21 protein-coding genes and 2 pseudogenes are annotated in these 24,479 nt (G+C 60.9%); 11 read left to right on the forward strand and 12 right to left on the reverse strand.

Annotated features, from left to right (window positions below):
• Positions 1-53 precede the first annotated feature (53 nt).
• The 3 genes and pseudogenes from J2X76_RS07140 to J2X76_RS07150 form a co-directional block, all read left to right on the forward strand.
• A pseudogene (locus tag J2X76_RS07140) lies at positions 54-320 on the forward strand (Rha family transcriptional regulator); the annotation flags it as partial.
• Positions 321-896: 576 nt separating this feature from the next.
• Entirely contained in the window at positions 897-1,427 is a 531-nt protein-coding gene (locus tag J2X76_RS07145; protein ID WP_310214336.1) for a hypothetical protein, read from the forward strand.
• An 829-nt stretch (positions 1,428-2,256) separates the two neighbouring features.
• Positions 2,257-2,462 (forward strand): annotated as a pseudogene (locus J2X76_RS07150) (Bro-N domain-containing protein); the annotation flags it as partial.
• A 27-nt stretch (positions 2,463-2,489) separates the two neighbouring features.
• Here J2X76_RS07150 and J2X76_RS07155 read toward each other — a convergent pair.
• Together J2X76_RS07155 and J2X76_RS07160 are read right to left on the reverse strand one after the other, a co-directional pair.
• Entirely contained in the window at positions 2,490-3,131 is a 642-nt protein-coding gene (locus J2X76_RS07155; RefSeq protein ID WP_310214338.1) for a hypothetical protein, read from the reverse strand.
• Positions 3,132-3,744: 613 nt separating this feature from the next.
• Positions 3,745-4,347, reverse strand: a complete 603-nt coding sequence (locus tag J2X76_RS07160) for a hypothetical protein (RefSeq protein ID WP_310214341.1) — start codon at positions 4,345-4,347, stop codon at positions 3,745-3,747.
• A 173-nt stretch (positions 4,348-4,520) separates the two neighbouring features.
• On the opposite strand from J2X76_RS07160, the gene J2X76_RS07165 reads away from it, so the two are divergent.
• Both J2X76_RS07165 and J2X76_RS07170 read left to right on the forward strand, forming a co-directional pair.
• Positions 4,521-5,159, forward strand: coding sequence for a recombinase family protein (locus J2X76_RS07165; RefSeq protein WP_310214343.1), 639 nt, complete (start codon positions 4,521-4,523; stop codon positions 5,157-5,159).
• Between the two features lie 96 nt (positions 5,160-5,255).
• Entirely contained in the window at positions 5,256-6,137 is an 882-nt protein-coding gene (locus tag J2X76_RS07170; RefSeq protein WP_310214346.1) for a DUF2971 domain-containing protein, read from the forward strand.
• A 771-nt stretch (positions 6,138-6,908) separates the two neighbouring features.
• Here J2X76_RS07170 and J2X76_RS07175 read toward each other — a convergent pair.
• The 6 genes from J2X76_RS07175 to J2X76_RS07200 all read right to left on the reverse strand — a co-directional run bounded on the left by J2X76_RS07175 (position 6,909) and on the right by J2X76_RS07200 (position 13,727).
• Entirely contained in the window at positions 6,909-7,202 is a 294-nt protein-coding gene (locus tag J2X76_RS07175) for a DUF2293 domain-containing protein (protein WP_310214349.1), read from the reverse strand.
• Positions 7,199-8,473: a tyrosine-type recombinase/integrase gene (locus J2X76_RS07180; RefSeq protein WP_310214351.1), complete on the reverse strand. Its 1,275-nt coding sequence runs from the start codon at positions 8,471-8,473 to the stop codon at positions 7,199-7,201. Before J2X76_RS07180 ends, J2X76_RS07175 begins: the two co-directional genes overlap by 4 nt.
• Positions 8,474-8,771: 298 nt before the next feature.
• A complete protein-coding gene (locus tag J2X76_RS07185) occupies positions 8,772-9,035 on the reverse strand; it encodes a hypothetical protein (RefSeq protein WP_310214353.1) in 264 nt (87 codons plus the stop codon).
• Positions 9,036-9,171: 136 nt separating this feature from the next.
• Positions 9,172-10,002 carry a DMT family transporter gene (locus tag J2X76_RS07190; protein WP_310214764.1) on the reverse strand — a complete coding sequence of 277 codons (831 nt, stop codon included), beginning with the start codon at positions 10,000-10,002 and terminating at the stop codon, positions 9,172-9,174.
• 77 nt (positions 10,003-10,079) lie between these two features.
• A complete protein-coding gene (locus tag J2X76_RS07195) occupies positions 10,080-12,482 on the reverse strand; it encodes a PIG-L family deacetylase (RefSeq protein ID WP_310214355.1) in 2,403 nt (800 codons plus the stop codon).
• A gap of 18 nt (positions 12,483-12,500) precedes the next feature.
• Positions 12,501-13,727 (reverse strand): ROK family protein, encoded by a 1,227-nt coding sequence (locus tag J2X76_RS07200; protein WP_310214357.1) that lies wholly within the window; start codon positions 13,725-13,727, stop codon positions 12,501-12,503.
• 246 nt (positions 13,728-13,973) lie between these two features.
• Between J2X76_RS07200 and J2X76_RS07205 the strand changes: the two genes are divergently transcribed.
• From J2X76_RS07205 to J2X76_RS07230, 6 genes are read left to right on the forward strand one after another with little or no spacing between them, the layout of a single operon-like run.
• Positions 13,974-15,239: an extracellular solute-binding protein gene (locus tag J2X76_RS07205; protein WP_310214359.1), complete on the forward strand. Its 1,266-nt coding sequence runs from the start codon at positions 13,974-13,976 to the stop codon at positions 15,237-15,239.
• A gap of 15 nt (positions 15,240-15,254) precedes the next feature.
• The gene (locus J2X76_RS07210; RefSeq protein ID WP_310214361.1) at positions 15,255-16,208 is read left to right on the forward strand and encodes a sugar ABC transporter permease; all 954 of its coding nucleotides are present in this window, start codon (positions 15,255-15,257) and stop codon (positions 16,206-16,208) included.
• Complete coding sequence (locus J2X76_RS07215) at positions 16,205-17,047, forward strand: carbohydrate ABC transporter permease (protein ID WP_310214363.1); 843 nt, start codon at positions 16,205-16,207, stop codon at positions 17,045-17,047. The genes J2X76_RS07210 and J2X76_RS07215 overlap by 4 nt, the downstream gene beginning before the upstream one ends.
• A gap of 4 nt (positions 17,048-17,051) precedes the next feature.
• The gene (gene argH / locus J2X76_RS07220; protein ID WP_310214367.1) at positions 17,052-18,566 is read left to right on the forward strand and encodes an argininosuccinate lyase; all 1,515 of its coding nucleotides are present in this window, start codon (positions 17,052-17,054) and stop codon (positions 18,564-18,566) included.
• Positions 18,566-19,606: an ABC transporter ATP-binding protein gene (locus J2X76_RS07225; protein ID WP_113130119.1), complete on the forward strand. Its 1,041-nt coding sequence runs from the start codon at positions 18,566-18,568 to the stop codon at positions 19,604-19,606. The genes argH and J2X76_RS07225 overlap by 1 nt, the downstream gene beginning before the upstream one ends.
• Complete coding sequence (locus J2X76_RS07230; RefSeq protein ID WP_310214372.1) at positions 19,603-20,502, forward strand: PfkB family carbohydrate kinase; 900 nt, start codon at positions 19,603-19,605, stop codon at positions 20,500-20,502. The genes J2X76_RS07225 and J2X76_RS07230 overlap by 4 nt, the downstream gene beginning before the upstream one ends.
• A gap of 53 nt (positions 20,503-20,555) precedes the next feature.
• Here the strand turns inward: J2X76_RS07230 and J2X76_RS07235 are convergent, their stop codons facing one another.
• Genes J2X76_RS07235 through J2X76_RS07250 form a run of 4 tightly spaced genes read right to left on the reverse strand, consistent with a single transcriptional unit; the run spans position 20,556 to position 24,449 of the window.
• On the reverse strand, positions 20,556-21,557 hold the full coding sequence (locus tag J2X76_RS07235) for an ABC transporter ATP-binding protein (RefSeq protein WP_310214375.1): 1,002 nt from the start codon (positions 21,555-21,557) through the stop codon (positions 20,556-20,558).
• 26 nt (positions 21,558-21,583) lie between these two features.
• Positions 21,584-22,648, reverse strand: a complete 1,065-nt coding sequence (locus tag J2X76_RS07240) for a Gfo/Idh/MocA family oxidoreductase (protein ID WP_310214377.1) — start codon at positions 22,646-22,648, stop codon at positions 21,584-21,586.
• Positions 22,645-23,484, reverse strand: coding sequence for a carbohydrate ABC transporter permease (locus J2X76_RS07245; protein ID WP_113130123.1), 840 nt, complete (start codon positions 23,482-23,484; stop codon positions 22,645-22,647). The genes J2X76_RS07240 and J2X76_RS07245 overlap by 4 nt, the downstream gene beginning before the upstream one ends.
• 14 nt (positions 23,485-23,498) lie before the next feature.
• Positions 23,499-24,449, reverse strand: coding sequence for a sugar ABC transporter permease (locus tag J2X76_RS07250; RefSeq protein WP_310214380.1), 951 nt, complete (start codon positions 24,447-24,449; stop codon positions 23,499-23,501).
• Positions 24,450-24,479 lie beyond the last annotated feature (30 nt).

Below are 24,479 nucleotides of genomic sequence, written 5' to 3' on the forward strand. Positions count from 1 at the left end.
TACATAAGTAGGCACGGACATTCTCTACCCTTCATCGCCACCCAGTCGTCTCCCTCCAGAACGGCAAGCCAATGGCCAACAGCCGAGACGTGGCCGCGCTGTTCAATAAGCGCCCCGATCACGTCCTTCATGCCATCCGGGATTTAGTCAATCAGCTTACTCCCGAAATCTCGGGAGTGTGGTTCACGCCCACAAAGGTTGACCAAAAGGTCGGGTTTGGTGTCCGCAAGGTTGATGCCTACAACATGACCCCTGATAGTTTCGCGCTTCTCGCCATGGGCTTCACCGGCTCGCTCGCCGCCCGCTTCAAGGAAGCCTAAATCAACACCCGATCATCCGTCAGTGCCGCTATCACTCTCGAATAGCGGCTCTCTGTATGCGACAACCGCAAGGATTTCCATGAACTCCGATCAATCCCCGCCGACCGCATCGGCTACCCTTACCGTCCGCCCCTCTGTCCCTGAGGACATCCCGAGCCTAGCCCCGAGGCTTCGCAAGGAAGACCTGGAAAGTGTTTTGGCGTCCGGCTCTCGGTCTGCCGAGGCCAGCCTCACCAACGGCATTACCTATTCCGATCTCTGCCTTACCGCCATTGATGAAGCGGGTAGCCCGGTTCTCATGTTCGGTACGGTCCCGCATCCGCATGATGCGACCGTCGCTCACCTTTGGTTCCTCGGAAGTAACGACCTGGATACCTACGGGTCTGCCCTGATCAGGGAGTGCCAACGATACCTGGGCATCTTCCATCGGAAGTACCCGCTCCTATCCTGCTTCGTTGACCATCGTGCTTCGGTTCGGGGACGGTGGCTGCATAGTTGCGGCTTTACGATCACCGGAACCATTACGGGTCCAGAGGGTCATCCTTTCCACGAAACAATCAGACTGAGGAGCGACCAATGTGCGAACCGTTTTCACTAATGGCGGCAACTCTCAGCGTTGCTCAAGCTGGTATGGAGTTCATCGGTGCCCAGCAGCAGGCGAAGCAGCAAAACGCGATGGTTCGTGAGAACCAAAGGGCTGCAAATGAAAATCTAGTCCGGGAATATGCGGACGTACAGACGCGGCAAATCCAGGAAGAAGATGCCGCCGCTGCTCAGAAGCAAGACCTCTCCCGTGAAGCCCGTGCCGCCCGTGCGACCACCATGGCCGCTGCTGGCGAGGGGGGTGTTTCCGGCCTCTCGGTCGATGCCCTGCTCGCAGACGTTTACGGTAAAGAGGCCACGGCCAAAGACCGCATATCGCAGAACACCGGCTTCACCACCGAGAACCTTACTCGCGAGATGGACGGTCTCAAGGCGAAAGCCAAAGACCGCATCAACTCCATGCCATGGGCTTCCGGCCCCAGCCCGTTTGCAGCCGCCCTCAAGATCGGCGGCATCGGCCTGGATGGCTACAGCAACTACAGGAAGCGAACCCAGCCTGCCTGAGTATCAGCCGGAAGTGAATGAGGGCCACAGCGCGCATCACCGTGACCCTCTTTCTCTGCCCTCTAGCGAAGTGGGCCGGGTGACAGCTAGGCGCTGCCGAAGGCAGGTTAGGCGACATTGCCTTGAATGCCAAGATATGGATGTAGTCGTTCCTAGAGTAGGGAACTGCGGCTAGTGATACTCCAGGCTCGATAGCGCCGAGGACGGCAACCTGCCGCGCGCGCACTTCGGCATATCAACAGGGCACTATCACGTCTGTTCAGAAAGCCGCCTCTACGGGCTGATCATTTGCTGGACAAGGTTAGGGCCACATCCCATAGTTGCTGAGCTGAATCGTATGCTATATGACGGCACGACGATGAGAAACCAACTTACCGGCAACGCTGGACTTTATCACGCTTCATGGCAGCTTTCACGGCGAGGCTGGCATGTTATGCCCACTGTGCGGAATGCGCGGGGCTCCGACCTCATCATCACCGATGCGGATGAAACTGTGTTTTTGGGCATTCAGTCCAAGGCACTCTCTAAACGGCACCCTGTACCGCTTGGGATGAGCCTGGACACTCTACGTTCCGACTGGTGGATAATCACAATACACGCGAACAGTGAGGCCCCCATCAGCTTCATTCTGACGTTGGGAGAGGTGAGGGCCGGAGCGGTCCAGGATAAAAGAGGCGGCGCACATTGGCTCCAGCCGCCGGCTTATGACCGCATGGAATTCCGGGGGGCGTGGCATCGGCTCGACAGTGCATCACCGGAGGTCGGCTGCTGACTGTGTCCAAACGGTCATGTTGAAACGGCGGATGTTACCCGACTGGTGGCTAAGGACGAGAAGCAACTGCTTCGCCGGACTACCCCGCACCTGATGCCGGGTACTGTGCAGGAACTATTTCGCGGTCGCCAGCCTCGCTCTCCGTTGTCTCTGAACGCGGCCTCCACAAGCTCATCATGCGCTTGGACAAACCTGAGGCCCGTAGGTTCCAGGACTGGGTGAGCCGTGGGGTTCTTTCGGCTATCCGTAAGACTGGCGGCTACGATACGCCTTCTCTCCGGAGGAGCGCATTATACGTCAACCATACGTACCATCGGGAACCCGCGTTGATTGTGAGCATATGCAGCTTTCGCCATCTTGGTTTCGCTCATGACAAATCCGTATTTTTTCCAGACCTCATAGAGCGGAGGATACGCGCACATCAGCGACAAACGCTTCGCATCGCGTTTGCGAGCGACATCTAGCAGCCGGTCGAGAAAGGTACCAAAGACATGCAAGCCTCGGTAATTTCGGTACTCACGGGTCGGGTCAGCATCGCGCAAGGGTTGGCTGTTGTCCGAAAACTCCACGTCTACGATGTGGATGTCTTCGGGATAGCATTGAACCAAAGTGACATCGGCGAAGGAGACCTTCGGATTCCGCTCATTGAAATATGATACCGAGATAGCAGCGGAGACAGGCTCGAACTTTAGTTCCGACCTGACGAAGGGATAGATCGCTTTCGGTTTTTTTGTGTAGGGGCCAATCTTGAACTCCTGCTTCACAAGGCCACGATGCACTGCTTCGTCCCAAATGAAGAGCGAGATACCCATCATCTTCTCGGGGCAATTTCGCGCCATTTGCCCCATGTTAGTGGCATATACCGTTTCGGAGATTTCCCGAAACCGAGAATGGAACTCATCAGTCGGAATCGCGTCTTTCAGGTCGGCCAATGGTCTATCTCCAATAATGATAAGAAGAAAATCAGACGCTTATTTTCACGAAAAAATCCGAGGCGGCAATCGATAGGAAGGCTCGGGCGCGTCCCCCCGTGCCCCTGGGGGCGCACAGAATAGCTCGGGCGAGCGCATGGGCGCGGCTACAGCCCTTCCCGCCAATGATCAAGTCTTGACGTTCCAGCGCCGCTTGGCATCTTTCCACTCACAAATAGGGGGCACCAATGGAAATGATGACGGAACACCGCAGGGTGACCAAGCGCATCCGTGGGCTACATGAACTGTTCGACCGACTTGAGGTCTTCCGCGAGCTTCGTTCCGAGATGCCAATGCAGACGGCCTCGGTCTTCCTCGCCATCGCCATGCGGCCAGGAGTGCTGCAACGAGACCTCCCCAACATGCTTGGCCTCAGCCAGTCGTCCATCTCCCGTAACGTTAACGCGCTGTCCAGCAGAGACCGCCATGGCAAACCAGGGCTGGGCCTCGTGACGCAGAGGGTAGGACCAATGGGCGCAAGGTCGCCGAAGCTTCACCTCACCACGGCAGGCAGGGAGTTGGCTAGACGTCTGACGATTGGCGATCAGTCATGAATGAAAAGAAGATGTTCGCGCTACCTTAGCCAATCCGGAACAATTTTATCCTGGATCGAAGCAATCGAGGCTTCCCAGAATTTCATCGCCGCATCACAGGTCATCTCAAATGACACATAGCCATCTTTGGTAAGCACCCGTTGCTTACCAACCACGTAATGGAAGCCGATTATCTCGTCCTCATCAATGATGGTTCGAATGGCCGTCACATGCTCCCTGAATGGCTCATGTTCCGGCAATGTGAACGTAGAGAAGAGGAATTCACGTGGAATGATAACCTGGCCCGACGACACCGTTAAGGCAGTAGAAACCGGCTTTCGGTCAAGCTTATAGTGCTTACTGGTGTTTGCGATGTCCGTCAAAATGGCGGTGTCTAGGCTGGCTTTGCGCGCCTTGCTGATGAAATTGTTTCGGCTGCCGGGATCGATCAACCGCCTATTGAGGGCGTCGTTAAAGCACCAGTCCGCGACTTGCGCTATGGTGATAGCGGTGTTGATGGCATGGTCTATTTTATCGATTCCATCTGCCGCTTGTAGACGCCGAAACTCTCGCCTTGCTTTCTCAAGCCAGTCAGCGGGCTTCTCCAAGCCGAACTTAAGATCACCAGTCCCTTCGTTACTCATGATGAACCTCCAAATTGGTTTTCCCACCCCCACATTAAATGCCGTCATGCAGCAGTGCTAGATGGGTGTGCCTCTAGCGAACCGACCAGATGATGGTTCGATAAATATCCATTGACAACCCAAATGGAACCGGAGATAAGCAAACCACCTAAATCGAACTGATGGGGTTCCCGATGCTTATCCGCGCCTACCTACGCGCCAGCACCAAAGAGCAAGACGCAAGCCGAGCCAGAAACGACCTACAGAGATTCGCTGACGAGCGTGGGTTGAAGATCGTCTCTTGGTATGTCGAGAACGAGAGCGGCGCTTCCTTGGCCCGCCCTGAGCTATTTCGGCTGCTTTCCGATTGCCATCCGGGGGACATTCTCTTGGTCGAGCAGGTGGACCGCCTTAGCCGCCTTAATGCCGAAGACTGGTCAAAGCTAAAAGCCGAGATCACAGCGAAGCGGGTTCGCGTCGTGGCGATGGACTTGCCGACCTCCTATCAATTGGCGAACGCTGGAGACGACTTCACAAGCCGGATGCTGGATGCCATCAACGGAATGATGCTGGATATGCTGGCCGCGATTGCTCGTAAAGATTACGAGGACCGCCGCAGGAGGCAAGCCCAGGGGATTGCAAGCGCAAAGGCCAAGGGCGTGTATGCGGGGCGTCCTGAGGACACCAAGCGGAACGCCGCTATCATCTCCATGCTTCGCTCGGGGCAAAGCTGGAATACCATTATTCAGGCCACGGGCTGCTCTCGGTCCACCCTCTCCAGGCTGGCAAGGAGGCTTGCGGAGGGGGAGACTGAAAAGGTGTCCGCAGCGTAAGCTGTGGATAACTTGGAGGGGTTCGTGGCTGTTACCAGCGTGTCCCTGTGTTGGGGCGTATCTGTATTTTTTTAGATAAAAGAGGAGCAGGTCGCCTTGGACAGCAATGCCTTAGCATATGCACCCACATTGAACCTCCAACAGCACCCAATTCTATACCACTACTGTTCCACCTCCACGCTCCTTTCGATTATTCAACGGAAATGCCTGTGGCTATCAGACGTGAACACGATGAACGACTTTGGGGAAGTCCACTGGGCCTACGATAGGTTTATAGAGGCAGCGAATACAGTCCTGGACCAAGTGGGTAGGGACTTCGTTGAGCTGGTGGACGAGATAATAAGCACCAGCCAACTCCGGCTCCTGCCGACGCTATGCGCCTTCTCCACTGATGGCGACGTCCTTAGCCAGTGGAGGGCCTACGCGGATGATGGTGCTGGGGTCGCTATCGGGTTCGATGCAAAGAAGATCGCGTCTCTATCCATCCGCATCGCCCCGATAGAATACTCAAGGGAAAAGCAGGTGGAGCATTTCTGCACATGGCTCCTTGCCGCGCATGAGGTTTACGGAACGCTGCCCGAAAAAGAGAAAAGGAAATTCCTATTCGAGATGGGCACCTACTTCTCAATGGACATGACGTTCTACAAGAACCCTGCATTCTCCGAAGAGAAGGAAGTCCGCATCATGAGGGCGTTGAATGTAAAGGTCAGCGAGAGCGGTCAGTGGACGCTAGAAGACGGCGGTGGGTCAGGTGAGAAGGTCAGCAAGAAAAAGCTCCCTGTGTTATTTAGGGCAGCACGGAACGGGGGCGTGGTTTCATACGTGGAACTTCCCTTGGGTGGTTTAGGAGCAGAGGTGATCACGGATATAGTTGTTGGACCGAAGAGCCCGAACGGGGGAAATGAAATCTCAATGGCCCTCAACGCCGCTGGCTTCAGGAACGTGGCAATTCGACCGTCCACCGCTACATATCGATAGGGTCATCGTCAGGTGAACGATTAGTGGCAAGAAAGCCAATCCCACAGGCGACGCAAGACGCAATCTTCGTGAAGTCGAGGAGACGATGCTGTGTCTGCTTCGGCTTGTCTCGTGACATGAGCCTCAAAGCTGGCCAAATCGCTCACCTAGACAGGAATGCTGCCAATCCTTCCGAGGACAACTTAGCCTTCATGTGTTTCGTCCATCATGATCAGTACGACAGTACGACCCGGCAAAGCAAAAATCTCACGGTTAGAGAGGTGAAATTCTATCGAGATGAGCTTTATTCGGATGTCGAGATATATTTCGGCTTGGGCGGCTTTATGGGAAGAATTTGGCTTTGGCTGATAGATAGAAGAGCAAGGCGTCTACGATGACCATAGCAGGACACTATATCCGAACCGGTCAGAGCGAAAGCGCAGAGCTGCGAATAACACCTTCAATGGCAGTAGATGGAAGATATCATATAGATGGGATGGCTTTATGGGGGGAAAGGCGTCCAGGCGGGCCAAACATTGGTATCCTTGACTTCTCTGCTGACCTTGAGGGGAGCACCATTCAGCACTCCGAGGACGAGGAACGGGGGCACAGCATCGTCCTCACTTTCTCTGATGATTTCCTGATGGTGACGGAGGAGAATTGGCTGGGTATTTACGGGATGAACGTTAACTTCATCGGCACGTACCGGAGAGCCGGCTTGGTCAGGGGCAAATTACGCGCCTTGCGACTAGCGTTTAGCCGTCTCCTACAGTAGTCGCTTGCTACGTAGCACTAGCTGCTCTCGGGTCGATTTTTCCAAACCTTGAGCATCGCCTGTATTCGCGGCTGGACACGCCTTCGGGCCTCCTCCCTGTCCATCCCATGGAGCAACAGGCTCTCATATTCCGTCATCTGGTGACGCAAGAGGCCATCCATGGTGATGCCTACGGCGCGACCCAGCTTCACACCGGGCGTCCATTCCTTGCGCGAGACCTCCTTTGCGAAGAACTCCACGGCGAACTCGGGGCATCCTGGGTGCTTCTTGCGGATATGCCGAGCGACCACATCGAAAGGGAAGATGGTCATCCGTTCTCGGCCACCAAGGATGGCAGGCGGACAGCCTCGACACATGCCCTGGCTTGTTCGATAGCAGGCCCAGCGGAATACACCCCGAGCGTCATACCTTGCCGCTTATGGCCCACTACAGCCGCAATGATGCTCTCCGGTTGGCCCGCTCTCTCTGCTTGGGTGATAAACCAGCGGCGGAACGAGTGGAAATTGATTAGGGACCGCCGCCGCCCATCTAGTTCTTCCCGGACACCTATTGAACGGGCATAGGCCGTGAACTGGTTTGAGGTTTTGAATGACCGCTCTCGCTTCGTTTCCACCTTCTGCGGTCCTGGCCACTCAGGGAAAAATGGATCATCCGGCTTTTTGTCCTTGGTCCGCCGCTCTACTATTTCCATCAAATCGGGATGGATGGGGCATAGCCGCTCCGCCTTCTCCTTCTTCTGAGGCTTGAAGACAAAAACACCATCCTCTCGACAATCTTTCACCCGCAAGCAGACAATGGGGTCCAGGCGGCAACCCGTGAGAGCCGCGATACGCATAAGGTCGTGCATGGCCTGGGTAGTGTCGCCCTTGAGCAGCTTCACCATCTCCTCGTCGGTAAATGGCCGTTCTTTCTCGTCGTGAGCCACAGGAGGAGGAACCAAGGCCAGACCACGCCATACGTCTATCGGAACCTCTTCCCGCTTCTCCAGCCATTGCCAGAAACGCGAGAGCCGATTGATATACTTGTTCAGCGTGACTGGGGAAAGTTTGGGCTCCAAGCCCTGGAGATCATCCACGAAGCGGACTGCCGCTTTCTTAGTCGGAAACGATTGAAGAAACGGCTCGACATTATTCTCATCGCACCACCGTTTCAATAGCTTGATCGCCCGCTCATCGTCAGCCTTTGTGCGCGGCTTCACCTGGAGCTGGCCCATGTACTGACTGTGAAGCTCATCGAATGCCGTAGCTTCCCCCGCGACCATCTTGGCGAACCGCTGAGCCTGCTTGACCTTCCTCGACTCGAACAACGGCTCCTCTTCGCCGGTGATTGGGTCCACGTCGATGCCGATGGGCTTCCCTAGAACCGCTTCGATGGCGACACCTATGCCCGCGTCGATAGCATCTAGCTCCCTATCGGTTGCTGCTCGCTGCCGCTGCCGATGGAACTCAACAGCGACGGACCGCAAATCACCCATGCCTTCTGCGGCTGCGGCCTCGACTATCCGTGCGCGCATCTCGTTGACGATTGGCCACTTGAGCTGGTTCGCGATTACGAGACTGTCGGTGTTGAGAGGATGCTTCAATCTCGAAGCACGGAGCCGAGCCTGGAGCACCCTAGGAACCGCAACGGAAACCCTCCATTTGCCCCTGTGCTGCTCCAGATATTGCCGGTCGTTTGCTGCTGATCTCGCCATTAAATGCCTGTTGCGTACCCCAGTACGTACCCCATTGACGTACCATCATGGCGTTGGTATATCGCAACAATCTTGATTTTCAACGGATAATTTGGATGGCAGGTTACTCCCCGCTTAGCTCCACCAAACCCTCTCGGAAACATGTAAACGTTGATCGCCCCGGCCGGAACGCCTGTTTGGCGTTGCCCTATCTCGCCAGCATGCCGGCGTGCGGGCGATGCTTCCTCGGGTTATGAGCGTGTTTGCGAGAAATCCGTACCGGCCGGTTGCGAAGTGCCTTCTGGCGCTCGGCCTTTCGCTCCAGTTCGGCCACGCTCGTGCATGCCAGGTTGTCGACGGCAAGCTCGTCCAGATATTGCTGGCGACGCGCGCCGGCCATCTGGCGGACGACGACGGCGAAAATGCCGGCCAGAACCGCAACGATTGCCAGAACGAACATTAGAGCGACCATGAGCGCCTCCTGTCACCGCGATAACGTGCGGAGCTGGATAAAGTTCGGCAATTGTAGTCCGAGGGCGTTCACATCGCATCACATCCCTTTGCCCGAGGGCCTTCGCTCAAAGGTGATCCTGCACAGGACTTCCTGCTCAAGCCATCCTGCCCGGGGCACGGGCATGGCGGCGATCGAGCCAGGCGGCACCCTGGAGCGCGGCCAGGATGATCGCCACGCCGATGACCACCCTCGCCTCGGGCACTTCGTCGAAGAAGACGTAGCCGGTGACCGTCACGAAGACGATCGAGAGGTAACCGACGGGGGCGAGCACGCTTGCATCGGCGACGCGATAGGCGCGCAGGAAACAATATTGGCCGAGCTGGGCGAGAAAGCCGATGCCGAGCAGCGGGATCCAGTCGAAGGGCAAAACGGGCTGCCAGGTGAAGACCGCGGGCACGGCGGTGATGACCGCGAGGCCGACGGTGTAGAAGACCATCATCACGGTGGTGTTCTCGTCCTTCAGCGCGCGGGTCTGGATGATCGCCAGCGAACCGAAGACGACGGAGACCAGCACCACAAGCACTTCGACATTAAAGCTCGACGTGCCGGGCGCCATGACGATCAATACACCGATAAAGGCGAAGCCGGCGCCGAGCCAGCGGATGCGGCTCACCGTCTCGCCGAGCATGGCGACCGCCATGGCCATGGTGATCAGCGGCCGGGAGAAACCGACCGCATTGACCATGGCGAGCGGCAGCATGGTGATGGCGAGAAAATTGCTGGTCAGCGCCACCGCATTGCAGGAAATGCGAAAGATGTTGCGCCACGGGTGCTTGACCCGGCGCATCTCAGCGCGGTGCCGCCAGATCAGCGGCAGGATGAACAATAGCCCGATCATCGCCCGGATGAAGACGAGCTGGAAGGCGGGATAGGCGGCGCCTTGTGCCTTGACCAGCGCCGTCATGCCGCCGGAGACCAGTGTCATGTCGAGGAGCAGCCAGCCGATGCCGATTCGGGCGTTCGAGGCCCGCTCGTTTTCCGGCCCTGGCGCTGCCTGCGTGTTCACGCCGGCTGCACGAGGTTCGCCATCAGCCGGAAGGCGCCGGGGACGAGCTTGTCGAGCTGGTGATGCAGCACGAGGCTGGTATGGGTATGGCGGCCGCGGCCGATGGCGGCGGAGATCAGCGCGCCCTTGAGCGGCTGTTCGTCGGCATCGTGCATGGCCAGAAGCGGCTCGTAGGCATCGTCCCAGCGGGAGACGAAATAGAGGCCGCGCTCCTTGTCCCATCCCTGCCAATCTTCCGGGCCGATGGCGTTCGGCCCCTTGAGCAGGACATGGTCGGGGGCGAGCACCGTGACTTCGGCCCTCGGATCGGTGACCCGCCAGCGCAGCGACGGCGAGCCGATCTCGATGCGGCGGGCTGGCGTCTCGTTCGGGTCCCAGCCATCCGTCGGGCGATGATAAAGGGTCACCAGGTGGCCGCCCTCTTCGACGAAGCGGTGCAGGCGCTGGGTGGCGGCGGCAAGGTCCTTGCGGATGCCGAAGGCGAAGATACCGACAACGATGGTGGTGAAGCGCGACAGATCGCCGGAGAGGGATTGCGCGTCGAGTTCCGTCACGTCGAGGCCCATGCGGGCGAGCCACTGGCCGACGCGATCGGCACCGCCGCCGACATAACCGATGCGGGCGCCTTCCGGCAGCTTCAAATCAATGGACAGGATTTTCAGCGTTGCAGGGGCACGGAAGGCGGTGCGACCGATATGGCGATAGGCGATCGGCGTGACCTGGAAGGCCGCGCGGCCGCCGATCTGCGGCTCGAGCTCGACGAGACCGGGCCTCACCGCATCGGTCGAGGAAGCGATCCAGCCGCTATCTGTTTTTTTCATCATCCAGCCGGCGGGCGTCTTGAACGAGACCGGCGCGTCGATGCCGGTGAGCTTGGCCTCGATCGGCCATTCCGTCTGCTTGGTGCCCAGGGGGACGAGCAGCGCATCCGGCAGCAGGGTCAGCGACTGAGCCGGCATCACCGCGAAAGGTTCTTCGAGATCGAAGGTGCCCGTGGCGATCCGTCCGCCGATCTCGGCCGAAACCTCCACATGCGCATGGCCATTGCCGCCGAGCGCCGACCATGCGGGCAGGTAGAGGCTGGAGAGCGGCGCGTCCGCAGCGGCGGTCAGGGAGAGTACGCCCTCGCCGGCAAGCGACTGGACAGAAGACGAGACACCCGACGGCAGGACCGAGAGGACACCGACCCATTGGTCAGACGCACCTTCACCGAACTCCACGGTGAGGGTGGCAGTCCCGCCGGGGGAAATGACAGGGGGATCGGCATAGGCGCGCTCGAAGATCGCCGCCGCCTCGAGAATCGCGGCATCGATTTCCCGCTGCTTGCGGACGATGCGATGGCCGTGCAGCTCCTTGAAGCCCTCGGGCGCCACGGTCCCGACCGCATCCAGCCAGCCGGCGGCCTCGGTGAGCGCATCGATGATCGCGTCGCGATCGGGAAAGGCTGCGAGGGCCACGGAAATGGCGGCGTCGGCGGAGCGCAGGGCTTCGGCGACATTGGTGGGCAGGTTGCGGATGTCTGCAAGCAGCGAAAGCGACGCCGGCAGGTTCTCCAGAATGGATCGTTCGCCATGTGAGCCGGCGACGGAGAGTTTCAGGTGGAGTTCCCAGGCGGTTTCCGGCCGCTTCGGCCAGCGCCCCATGCCCTGGGACGCATGAAAATACCGCGACCATTCGCCGATCCGGTCGTAGTCCGCGCCGGTGGCCGGATCTCGCCCATCGGCCACAACCGTTAGCGTCGTATCCGGCGGCGGCACCTCGTCGTCATAGGTATCGCCGCCGCCGGACCAGGCCGGCAGGTAATATTTGGCGACCATCCACGGCTTCAGGCCTTCGGCGAAATGTTCGGTATAGGCGTTGGGGTCGGCGGCGAGCGTTATCGCTGTTTCGGCGGCGCGGGTCATGGCGCGGTGGTGGCCATGCTGGCCGGGCACGTCGAGGAAGGTCGGGATGACGATATCCGGCCGTTCCATGCGGTAGGCGCGCACCAGGCGCTCGACGATGCGGGCCTCTCCCCAGCGGGTGAAGGTCGCGTCGCCATCCTTGGAGAAACCGAAATCATGCACCGGATCGGTGGGGCCGTGGCCGAGCCAGGAGACGTCGCTGTCGATCGCACGGGCGGCTTCTTCCAGCTCGCGGGAGCGGATGACGCCGAGCGGGCCGAGACGTTCGGGACCGAGCGCGTTCTGGCCACCCTCGCCGCGCGTCGAGCAGGCGATGATGACGCGCATGCCGAGCCCAAGGCGGAACCAGGCGAGCATGCCGTTCTGCTCGTCGTCCGGATGGGCGCCGGTATTCATCATCGTGACCGTCGACTTCAGCCGCGACAGCTTGCGGTGGAGCCGGACGAGCGAGGGATCGGCCATCTGCCGTTCGATGCGTTCGCGGGCGGTCAGCATGAAAGGTCCTCCAATAGGTCAGGCGGAAATATCGGCAAGTGCTGCAAGCGAGGTTTCGAGCTTGGGCGTCACCATGTCGAAAAGCGGAAGGGCGGCAGCGCCGAGTGCGGCAGTCAACTGCCCGGTCTGGCCGCGCAGCACGCGCGGCAGGTCGCGCTGTCTGCGGCTGGCGACCGAGGTCGGCAGATTGCCCATGCGCGCGACGATGTCCTCGATGATCGCATCCGGCAGCGCTCCACCGAGGATGACGGTCTGCGGATCGAGGATGTTTTCGAGCATGGCGACCATCGGACCGAGATAGGTGGCGGCCTCGTCGATCCATTCATCGACGACCGGGTGGCGGTCGGCATGGAGCTTTTCCAGATCGGAAAACTCGGTGTCGGAAATGCCGACGCAGCTCAGCTTTTCCTTGAGCACATAGGCGGACACATAACCTTCCAGGCAGCCGAGCTGGCCGCAGGACGGACACGGCCTGCCCTTCGGCACGACGGTAACGTGGCCGATCTCGCCGGCATTGCCGAAGGCACCGCGATAGGGCGCACCGTCCTGGATGATGCCGAGGCCGATACCGACGCCGAAATAGATCATGCAGAAATTGGAGATCGCCAGACCCGCGCCGAACAGCCGCTCGCCGACGGCCGCGGCCGTCGCGTCGTTTTCGACGATGACCGAATGACCGCAGGCTTCGCTGAGCGCCTGGGCGGCGTCGAGGCCTGCCCAGCCCGGCAGCGTCGTCGGGCCGACCGAGGTCATGCCGTCGATCTCGAACGGACCGGGCATGACGACGCCGGTGCCGAGCAGCCTGGTGCCGGCCAGTTTCGTGACAGCGGCCAGCTCCGCCGCGAAGGCCGACAGGATATGCCCGGGAGTGGTGTCCTTGAGCGGCGTGATGCGCTTTGCCCTCAGGCCGCCGGAGAGATCGAGCGCCACCGTCACCATGTGGTCGGCGGCGATTTCGACACCGATGGTGGCGCCGCCTTCCGGGTTGACCGCAAACTGGATCGGGGGCTGGCCGCGGCCGGATTTGAGCCGGCCCATTTCCATCAGCAGGCCCTCGCCGACCAGCTCGTCGACGATGTTGGCGACCGCCTGGGGCGTCAGCTGGGTCAGCTTGGCAATATGGGCACGGCCCAGCGAGCCATGGCGGCGCACCACATCCAGCACGACGCGGCGGTTGTGCTCGCGGCTCCGTTCGGGGTTCTTGCCGATAGCCACCGGGTGTGTGCCGATCGTGTGTATGGTCATTTCGCCACCTTCGGTTGGCGGAATTCATAACGCCGGAAAACCGTTTCCCGCAATAGAATAATTCAAGTAAATTATCTTATTGACAAACGGCAGCACTCAGGAAAGCGTAGGGAAGGCTGAGGCGAAGGGTGCCGCAGCGCGTCTGAGGGAGGATTGCCTCCCGAACCAATAAACGCACCGGACCGCAGGCCGCGACCGGATGCAGGGAACAATCAGACCCCAAGACCGGAGTACCCGGCGGGGCAAATGGAGGCTCACATGCGCAAGGCAACTTTGTTCGCCGGTCTCGTCGCCGGTTTCAGCACGTTCGCATTCAATGCCGCACAGGCGGTGGAAATCGAATACTGGCAGTATGTCTTCGATACGCGCGTGAAGGCGATGGACCAGCTCATCACCGAGTTCCAGAAGGCCAATCCCGGCATCACGGTCAAGCAGGTCACCTTCCCCTATGCCGACTACCAGACGCGCGTGATCGCCGCCAACATGGCCGGCAACGGTCCTGACGTCATGCAGCTCTTCTACGGCTGGCTCGACAAGTTCGTCGCCGGCGGCCTGCTCGCCCCGCTGCCGAAGGACGCCTTCCCGCATGCCAAGATCGAAAGCGACTTCTTCCCGATCGTCAAGGCGATGAAGCGTGGCGATGAGTATTACGGACTGCCGACCGCCGTGCGCTCGCTCGCCCTGTTCTACAACAAGAAGCTCTTCACCGAGGCCGGCCTCGACCCCAACAACCCGCCGAAGACGCTCGACGAATACGTCGCCGCCGCCCAGAAGATCGCCAAGCGCGACGCTTCCGGCAACCTCACCGTCGAAGGTTCGACGCTCGACATGGGCGGCCAGGACCACCAGTGGTGGCGCGAGGTGCTGATCCGCCAGTTCGGCGGCGTGCCCTATACCGACAACGACCAGAAGGTCGCCTATAACAGCGAAGCCGGCATCAAGGCGCTGAAATTCTACACCAGCCTGCAGATCGAGAAGAAGATCGGCGCGGCCGGCTTCATGGACGAAGGCCAGGCTGCCTTCCGTGGCGGCAAGGCCGGCATGACCATCGACGGCACCTTCCGCCTCGGCGCCTTCAAGAGCATCAAGGACTTCGAATGGGGCGTGACCGAACTGCCGGCCAATGCGCAGGGCGTGCGGTCCAACTATGCCAGCTATTTCGCCAACGGCATCAGCGCCAAGGCGAAGGGCGAGGAGCTCGAAGCCTCCAAGAAGTTCCTGGCCTACATCATCTCGCCGGCCGCCATGGACATCTGGCTGAAGACCGTCGGCGAGCTGCCGGCGCTCCGCTCCGCAGCGCTCACCGAGACCAACCTCAAGGACCCGATCTACGCACCGTTCCTGAAGGGCCTGGAATACGCTCACACCACACTGTTCATGGATGAGCAGGCCCAGCGCCAGAACGCCATCGACATGGCAAACCGCGTGCTGCTGCAGGGCCAGTCCGTCGAGGATTCGATCAAGCAGGCGGCCGCCGCCGAGCAGGAAATCATCGACGCGGCCAAGCCGTAAGCCACGGAGCCGGTCATGGCAGCGATTGAACAGCAGGGGGCGGCATCCGGCCGCCCCGGCGGATCCCCAGAGACATCCTTTGGCGACCGCTTTTCCATGCGGACGCGGCGCCTCGTCTGGGTCTGGAGTTTCCTTGCCCTGCCGATCCTCTTCTACGCGATCATCCGCTTCTATCCGACATTCCAGGCCTTCTACCTGTCGTTCACCAACTGGGACCTGCTGCGGCCGGCGAAACTGATCGGGTTCGCCAACTACATCAAGCTGTTCAAGGACCCGCAGTTCTGGAAGGTGTTCAAGAACACCTTCACCTACCTGATCATCGGCACGCCGATCAGCCTCGTCACCGCCTTCACGATCGCCTTCTTCCTCGATCGCGTCCGTTTCATGCACAACTTCATCCGGGCGCTGTATTTCCTGCCGTTCCTGACCACGGCCGCGGCGATGGCCTGGGTCTGGCGCTGGTTCTACCAGCCGCCGCCGATCGGCGTCATCAACGACGTGTTCAGCATGCTCGGCATTCCGCAGCAGCCGTTCATCCGCTCCACCGACCAGGCGCTGTTCTCGATCATGGTGACGGCGATCTGGGCCGGGTTAGGCTTCCAGATCATCATCTTCATGGCCGGCCTGCGCGCCATTCCGAGCACGTTCTACGAGGCGGCACGGATCGACGGGCTCGGCGAATGGGCGATCCTGCGCAAGATCACCCTGCCGCTCCTGAAACCCACCACCGTCTTCCTCGTGGTGTTCTCGTCGATCGGCTTCCTGCGCATCTTCGACCAGGTCTACAACATGACCACCAACGATCCCGGCGGACCGCTCGGATCGACCAAGCCTCTGGTGCTGATGATCTACCAGACCGCCTTCAACTCCTATGCGATGGGTTACGCGGCGGCGCAGACGGTGGTGCTGTTCACCATCCTGCTGATCGTCTCGCTGCTGCAGCTCTGGATCCTGAGGGAAAAGAAATGAGCGAAGCCACTCCCCTCAGCCACGGCAAGGTGCGCCCCGGCCTGATCGTCACCTGGACCATCCTGTTCATCGGCGGCCTGATCATGGTGTCGCCGATCGCCTTCATGTTCTCGACCTCGCTGAAGACGGCAGACCAGATCTACGACCTGCGGCTCATTCCGGCAGCGCCGACGCTTGCGAACTATATCTCGGTGCTGGCCGACGGTCGTTTCCTGCGCTGGTTCTTCAATTCGACGCTGATCGCGGTCCTCGTCACACTGTCGAACTGCTTCTTCGACAGCCTAGTCGGTTATACGCTCGCCAAGTTCGAGTTCCGCGGCCGTTACTTCATCTTCCTCGCCATCCTCTCGACGCTGATGATCCCGACCGAGATGCTGGTCATCCCTTGGTATCTGATGTCGAGCCAACTCGGCTGGCTGGACAGCTACTGGGGCATCATGTTCCCCGGCATGATGACCGCCTTCGGCACCTTCCTGATGAAGCAGTTCTTCGAGACAGTGCCGAACGACTTCATCGAGGCGGCGCGCGTCGACGGGCTCAACGAATTCCAGATCTGGTGGAAAGTGGCGCTGCCGCTGGTGACGCCGGCGCTTTCGGCGCTCGCGATCTTCACCTTCCTCGGCAACTGGACGGCGTTCTTCTGGCCGCTGATCGTCACCACCAGCAAGGAACTCTATACGCTGCCGGTCGGGCTTTCGAGCTTCGCGGTCGAGCAGTCCATCCAGTGGGAAATGATCATGACGGGTGCGGCGATCGCCACCCTTCCCACGCTTCTCGTCTTCCTCGTCCTGCAGCGCTACATCGTCCGCGGTGTGATGCTGGCAGGCCTGAAAGGATAAAACCATGGCGGACATCAACCCGCGCCTTTCCGACACCAGCAAGTTCCCCGATCCGGTCTACAAGGAAACGGTACTGCGCCCGCTCTTCGACGGCGCCAAGAGCCACCATGTGGACGGTTTTCGCCGGATCGACCGGGCGCATCTCGTGATGCTGGTCGAAACGGGCATCCTCGACAAAGAGCTGGCGGCCAAGATTGCCAACGCGCTTGTGGCGATCGACACGGAAATCGACCCGTCGAAACTCGTTTATACCGGCGAGGTGGAGGACTTCTTCTTCCTGATCGAAAAGGAGCTGAAGGCCCGTATCGGCGTCGATATCGCCGGGCGCCTGCATACCGCCCGGTCGCGCAACGACATCGACCACACGCTCTTCAAGCTCGGCCTCAAGGACAAGATCGATGCGCTGATGGGCAAGGCCCGCAAGCTGCTGGCCGCGATGATCGAGACCGCCGAGCGTGAGAAGGCGACGCTGATCGTTGCCTATACCCATGGCCAGCCGGCCCAGCCGACCACGTTCGGGCACTATCTCTCCGCCGCGATCGAAGTGCTGGTCCGCGATATCGAGCGGTTCGCCGAAGCCCGGAAAATCGTCGACCTGTCGCCGATGGGCGCTGCCGCGATCACCACGTCGGGCTTCCCGATCGACCGTGCCCGTGTCGCCGAACTGCTCGGCTTTTCCGCGCCGCTCAGAAATTCCTATTCCTGTATCGCGGCCGTGGACTATACGACCTCTACCTATTCGGCGATCGAGCTGATGTTCCTGCATCTCGGCCGCCTGATCCAGGATTTCCAGTTCTGGACGAGCTTCGAGGTCGGCCAGATCTACGTGCCGAACGCGCTGGTGCAGATCTCCTCGATCATGCCGCAGAAGCGCAATCCGGTGCCGATCGAGCATCTCCGCCACCTCGCCAGCCAGACGATGGGCCGGGCCCGCACCGTGCTCGACGTGATGCACAACACGCCCTTCACCGACATGAACGACAGTGAGGGCGAAACGCAGGGCATGGGCTACGAGGCCTTCGCCTCCGCCTCCCGCGTGCTCGACCTGCTCGCCGCGCTGATCAGCCAGATCAGCATCGATCCGGAACGGGTGGACCAGAATATCCGCCGGTCCTGCATCACCATCACAGAGCTTGCGGACTCGCTCGTTCGGATCGAGGGCCTTTCGTTCCGCGAGGCGCATGAGATTGCCGCGGCGACGGCCAAGAGCGTCGTCGTAGCCAAGGGCGACCTGCCGAATGACGGCTACGAGCCCTTCCTCAAGGCCTTCGAACATTCGGTCGGCCGCAAGCCTTCCGTCGATCTCCAGAAGTTCAGGCAAATCGTCTCGCCCGAACATTTCGTCGCCGTGCGCGCCCGTTTCGGCGGCCCCGCGCCAGAGCCGATGCAGGCCGCGATCGCTGCCTACCGCGAGAAGCTCGCGGCCTTCGAAGCCGAAGCCAAGAAGGCAGCCGATCATGAGGCCAAGGCGGCCGCCGAACTGAACCGGAAATTCACCGCCCTGACGGGAGCCCGCTGATGGCGACGATCGAACTTGAAAAATTGGTGAAGCGCTACGGCAAGGTCGAGGCCGTCAAGGGCATCGACCTGTCGATCGCCGACGGCGAATTCGTCGTCTTCGTCGGCCCGTCCGGCTGCGGCAAGTCGACGACGCTCAGGATGATTGCGGGACTTGAAGAAATTTCGGGCGGGACGCTGAAGATCGGCTCGGAAGTGGTCAACGAACGCGAGCCGAAGCAGCGCAACATCGCCATGGTGTTCCAGAACTATGCGATCTATCCGCATATGACGGTGCGCCAGAATATCGGTTTCGGCCTTTACACGTCAAAACTCGACAAGGCCGAGAAGGACAAGCGGATCGAGGCGGCCGGCAAGATCCTCGGCCTCGAAGCGCTGCTCGACCGCCGGCCGGCCGCACTTTCCGGCGGCCAGCGCCAGCGCGTCGCGATCGGCCGGGCCATGGTGCGCGACCCCTCCGCCTTCCTGTTCGACGAGCCGCTTTCCAACCTCGACGCCCAGCTCCGCGCCCAGATGCGCATCGAGATCAAGCGGCTGCACCAGCGGCTGAAGACCACCACCGTCTACGTGACCCACGACCAGATCGAGGCCATGACCATGGCCGACCGGATCGTGGTGATGAAGGATGGCGTGATCCTGCAGGTCGGGACGCCTTCGGAGCTATACGACGCGCCGGTCGACGTGTTCACCGCCCGCTTCATCGGCAGCCCTTCGATGAACCTCGTGCGCGGCCGTCGGAAGGGATCGAGCGCGGAAATGGCGCCTGTTGGCGACATCCTGATCGGCGTGCGGCCGCATGACCTGATCGCGCATGCGACGGTGACCGGCAGCAGTGGTTTCACGGTGACTGGGACGGTCTCCGCTGTCGAACCCCTGGGGCCGGAAACGCTTGTGCATCTGGACGTGGCCGACACCCCAATCATCGCCACCGTGCGCGAAAAATTCGTGCCGGCCGTCGGAAGTACGCTTACCTGCGAAGCCGCCCCCGGCGACCTCTACCTCTTCGATGCCAGCACAGAGAGATTTCTGGGCCGTTCATGATGACGCATGCAGAGACCAGATCCGCGGTGCTCAGCATCGGCCGGATCTATTGCGACCTGATTTTCACGGGTCTCGACCACCTGCCGGTGCTCGGGCGCGAGATCTATGCCGGCGGCATGGAGATCGCGGCCGGTGGCGGCGGCTTCATCGCGGCCGCGCATCTTGCCCATGCGGGCCGCAAGGTGGCGCTGGCCGCCCGGCTCGGCACGGATTCGTTGTCGGCCGGCGTCGAAGAGCAGATCAGGGACAGCGGCGTCGATCTGCGCTTCATCGAACATGCGGAAGATGCGGGGCCGCAGGTGACGGTCGCGGCCGTGGTCGGCCAGGACCGCGCCTTCCTCACCCGCCGTGCCGGGCCTGCACTGCCTGCGACGCTTGAGGCGGCGCTCGACTGGGACGAAGCGCGCCACCTGCACATCGCCGAATATGCGACGCTGCACGAAATCCCGGATCTCGTTTCCCGCGCCAAGGAAAAGGGCCTCACCGTCTCGCTCGATCCGAGCTGGGATGCGACCTTGATCTACGACCCCGATCTGCTGCGGGCCTGCGAGGGCGTCGATCTGTTCCTGCCCAATCTCGAAGAGGCGGAAGCGATCACCGGCTCGGCCTATCCGGAAGTTGCGATCCGCAAACTATCGCTCGCCTTTCCGATGGTCCTGCTGAAGGGGGGCGCGGAAGGCGCCTGGCTGATATCGAACGGCCGGATGCTGCATGCGCCGGCGGAAACCGTGCCGGTGATCGATACGACCGGCGCCGGCGACGCCTGCAATGCCGGCTTCATCGATGCCTGGCTGGACGGGGCGTCCGAAGAGACCTGCCTGAAGGCAGGCATCCGTTTCGGCAGCCGGGCCGTGCAGGCGGCCGGCGGCGCGAAGCTGCTGGCGAGCACCGATTAAAGCAATTCCAGGGAAAGCGCAGCGGTTTCCCTGGAATGCGAATGAAAAAGCCCTCAGACGATGGCGCGGTCGTTGGCGTCGAAGCGATGCAGGCTCGCCCTGTCCGGCGTCGCGAACACCACGTCGTCGGGCGCATAGGCGTGTTCGCCGAACAGGCGGACGGTCAGAAGGCCGGTCGCCTCGGTTTCCAGATAGACGATCGTGTCGGCGCCGAGATGTTCGACATGGATCACCTTGCCCTTCCAGTCGCCGCTTTCGCGCGACAGGGCAATATGTTCGGGGCGGACGCCGATCGTCTTTGCGCCTGACTGGCTAAGTTTTTCCGCCGGGATGAAATTCATCTGCGGCGAGCCGATGAAACCGGCGACGAAGACATTGGCGGGCTTGTTATAAAGTTCCATCGGCGAGCCGATCTGCTCGATCGCGCCGGCATTCAGCACGACGATCTTGTCGGCCAGCGTCATCGCCTCGACCTGGTCGTGGGTGACGTAGATCATCGTCGCCTTCAGCCGCCGGTGCAGGCCGGCGATCTCCAGGCGGGTCTGGACGCGCAGGGCCGCGTCGAGGTTCGACAGCGGTTCGTCGAACAGGAAGAGTTTCGGCTCGCGCACGATGGCGCGACCGATCGCGACGCGCTGGCGCTGGCCGCCGGAAAGCTCGGCCGGGCGGCGGGCAAGATAGGGATCGAGCGACAGCATGGTTGAAGCCTTGGCGACGCGGGTATCGATCTCCGCCTTTTCGGTCCCCGCCTGCTTGAGGCCGAGGCCCATATTGTCCTTGACCGTCAGGTGCGGATAAAGCGCATAGGACTGGAAGACCATGGCGATGCCGCGCTTGGCGGGCGGGGTCGTCGCCATTTCCTGGCCGTCGATGCGGATCGAGCCGGACGTTGCGTCCTCGAGGCCGGCGATGACCCGCAGCAGCGTGGACTTGCCGCAGCCGGACGGGCCGACGAAGATCACGAACTCGCCGTCCTTGACCTCCAGGTCGATGCCTTTCAGCACCTCGTTGCTGCCAAAGGCCTTGCGGATGGATTTCAGTTGAAGCGAACCCAAGGGCGTTTTCCTTACAAACCGGGCTGTCAGAGGCGGACGGGCGCGCCGGTGCGCACGCTTTCGTCCGCCGCGAGGCAGATGCGCAGCGACTGGACGGCGTCGTCCATGTGCCGGGTGAGATCGATATTCTCGCGGATCGCCTTCAGCACATAGGCCTGTTCGAGATCGCAGAGCTTCTGGTGATCCGGCTCGCCGGTCATGGCGAGATCCTCGTCGCGCCGGACGAACTGGCCGTCCGGGCCGGTTTCGGCGGAATGGACACGGATGACCGAGGTCTTGGTATGGGTGTCGATATCGTCGGATTTCGCCTTTGCGTCCACCAGGATCGAGACCGAGCCCCTGGGCGACATCACGTCCTTCACGAAGAAGGCCATTTCCGACATCATCGGCCCCCAGCCGGCCTCGTACCAGCCGACCGAGCCGTCCTCGAACAGGACCTGCATATGGCCGTAATTGTACATGTCCGGCGCGACTTCATCCGTCATCCTGAGGCCCATGCCGCGCACCTCGACGGCCCTGGCATCGGTGATCTGGCACCAGACGTCGATGTAGTGGACGCCGCAATCGACGATCGGCGAGGTGGTCTGCATCAGCGCCTTGTGCACATCCCATTTGGCGCCGGAGGACTGCTGGTTGAGGTTCATGCGGAAAACGTAGGGCGGACCCATCTTGCGGGCTTCCTCGATCAGCCGCATCCAGGACGGGTGGTGGCGGAGGATGTAACCGACCACCAGCTTGCGGCCGTGCTTCTTCGCGGCCGCGACGACGCGTTCGGCATCGGCGACGGTGGTCGCCAGCGGCTTTTCGACGAAGACGTCGCAGCCGGCCTCGAAGGCCATCACCGCATAGTCCGCATGGGTGTCGGAATAGGTGTTGATCGAGCAGAGATCCGGCTTGGTCTCGTTCAGCGCCTGCTCGAAATCGGTGAAGAGCGGGTAGGCTTCGAGCCCGGCCGGCAGGTCGCGCAGTGAGCGGTTGACGAGGCCGACGATCTCGAAACCCGGGTTGTCGTGATAGGCGAGCGCATGGCTCCTGCCCATGTTGCCGAGGCCGGCTACGAGGACGCGGATGGGGCGGGTGGACGATGTCACTTGACGGCTCCGGATGTGATGCCGCGGATCAGTTGCCGCGAGAAGATGACGTAGAGAACCATGACCGGCAGGATCGCCAGCGACAGGGCCGAGAGCACCGCGTTCCAGTTGGTGACGAACTGGCCGATGAACATCTGGGCGCCCAGGGTCACCGTCTTGGTCCCCTCGCCCGGCGCAAGGATCAGCGGGAACCAGAGGTCGTTCCAGATCGGGATCATGGTGAAGACCGCGACCGTCGCCATGGCGGGACGCACCAGCGGCAGGACGAGGCGGAAGAAGATCGCATATTCCGACAGCCCGTCGATGCGGCCGGCGCTCTTCAGATCGTCGGAGACGGTGCGCATGAATTCCGACAGGATGAAGATCGCCAGCGGCAGGCCCTGGGCCGTATAGACCAGGATCAGCGACGTCAGCGTGTTGACGAGGCCAGCCGCCACCATGCCCTGCAGGATCGCCACGGTGCCCAATCGGATCGGGATCATGATGCCGAGCGCGAGATAAAGGCCCATCAGCGTATTGCCGCGGAAACGGTATTCGGAGAGCGCGAAGGCGGCCATGGCGCCGAACAGCAGGACAAGCGCGATCGACGCGACTGTCACGATCAGGCTGTTCTGGAAATAACCGACGAAATTGCCCTGGCTCAGTACGGTCTGGTACCCGATCAGGCTGAAGGTCGAGGGGGTTGGCAGGGCCATCGGCTGGCTGAAGATCGCGCTGCGGCTCTTGAACGAGTTGACCAGCGTCAGGAACACCGGAAACAGCGCCACCAGCGTGTAGGCGATCAGCGCCAGGTGGATGAAGGCGGCACGGACGGGGGCGGAGCGGGCTTTCGACATGTCTTTCGCTCCTCTCAGAACTGGTAGCGGCGCATGCGCCGCTGGATGACGAAAAGATAAAGCGCGACGCCGGCGAGGATGATCAGGAACATCACCGCGGCGATGGTGGCGCCCATGGACCGGTCGCCCATCTGGTTCTGGAACCCGAAGAAGGTGCGGTAAAGCAGCGTGCCGAGAATGTCGGTCGAGCCGTTCGGGCCGGCAAGCGCCCCCTGCACCGTGTAGATCAGGTCGAAGGCGTTGAAATTGCCGACGAAGGTCAGCACCGAGACGATGCCGATCGAGGGCAGGATGAGCGGCAGCTTGATCTTCCAGAACTGGCTCCAGCCGGTAATGCCGTCGCATTCGGCCGCTTCCAGCACTTCGTCCGGGATGTTCAAGAGCGCCGCATAGATCAGCATCATCGGGATGCCGACATATTGCCAGACGGAGATCAGCGACACGGCGATCAGCGCGGTTTCGGCCTTGCCGAGCCAAGGCGCGAACGCCCATTTCAGGCCGACCAGATCCATCAGGCTCGGTGCGATGCCCCAGATCGGCGAAAGGATGAGCTTCCAGATGAAGCCGACGATGACGAAGGAGAGCAGCGTCGGCACGAAGATCGCCGAGCGGTAGAAGGCGGCGAACCGCAGGCCCGGCAGCGACAGCATCGCAGCGATCGCAATGCCGACCGGGTTCTGCACCAGCATATGGATGATGAAGAAAACGACGTTGTTGCTGAGCGCATTCCAGAAATCGGCGGAAAGGCGCGGGTCGCCGAACAGCGTCTTGAAATTGTTGAAACCGACGAAGGCGAGCTGGCCCTCGACCATGTTGAACAGCGACAGCCTGAGCGTCTCGATCAGCGGCAGGATCATCACCGCCGTATAGACGAGGAAGGCCGGCGCCAGGAAAACGGCGATATGCCAGCGGATCGGGCGTTTCACCGGAACCGTTTCGATATCGGTTATTTCGGTATCGCTCATGGATGTCGGGTCCGGGTTTGGATTTTAAAC

It is taken from the genome of Neorhizobium sp. 2083 (genome assembly GCF_031455615.1).
In the GTDB taxonomy this organism is placed as follows: Bacteria; Pseudomonadota; Alphaproteobacteria; order Rhizobiales; family Rhizobiaceae; genus Neorhizobium.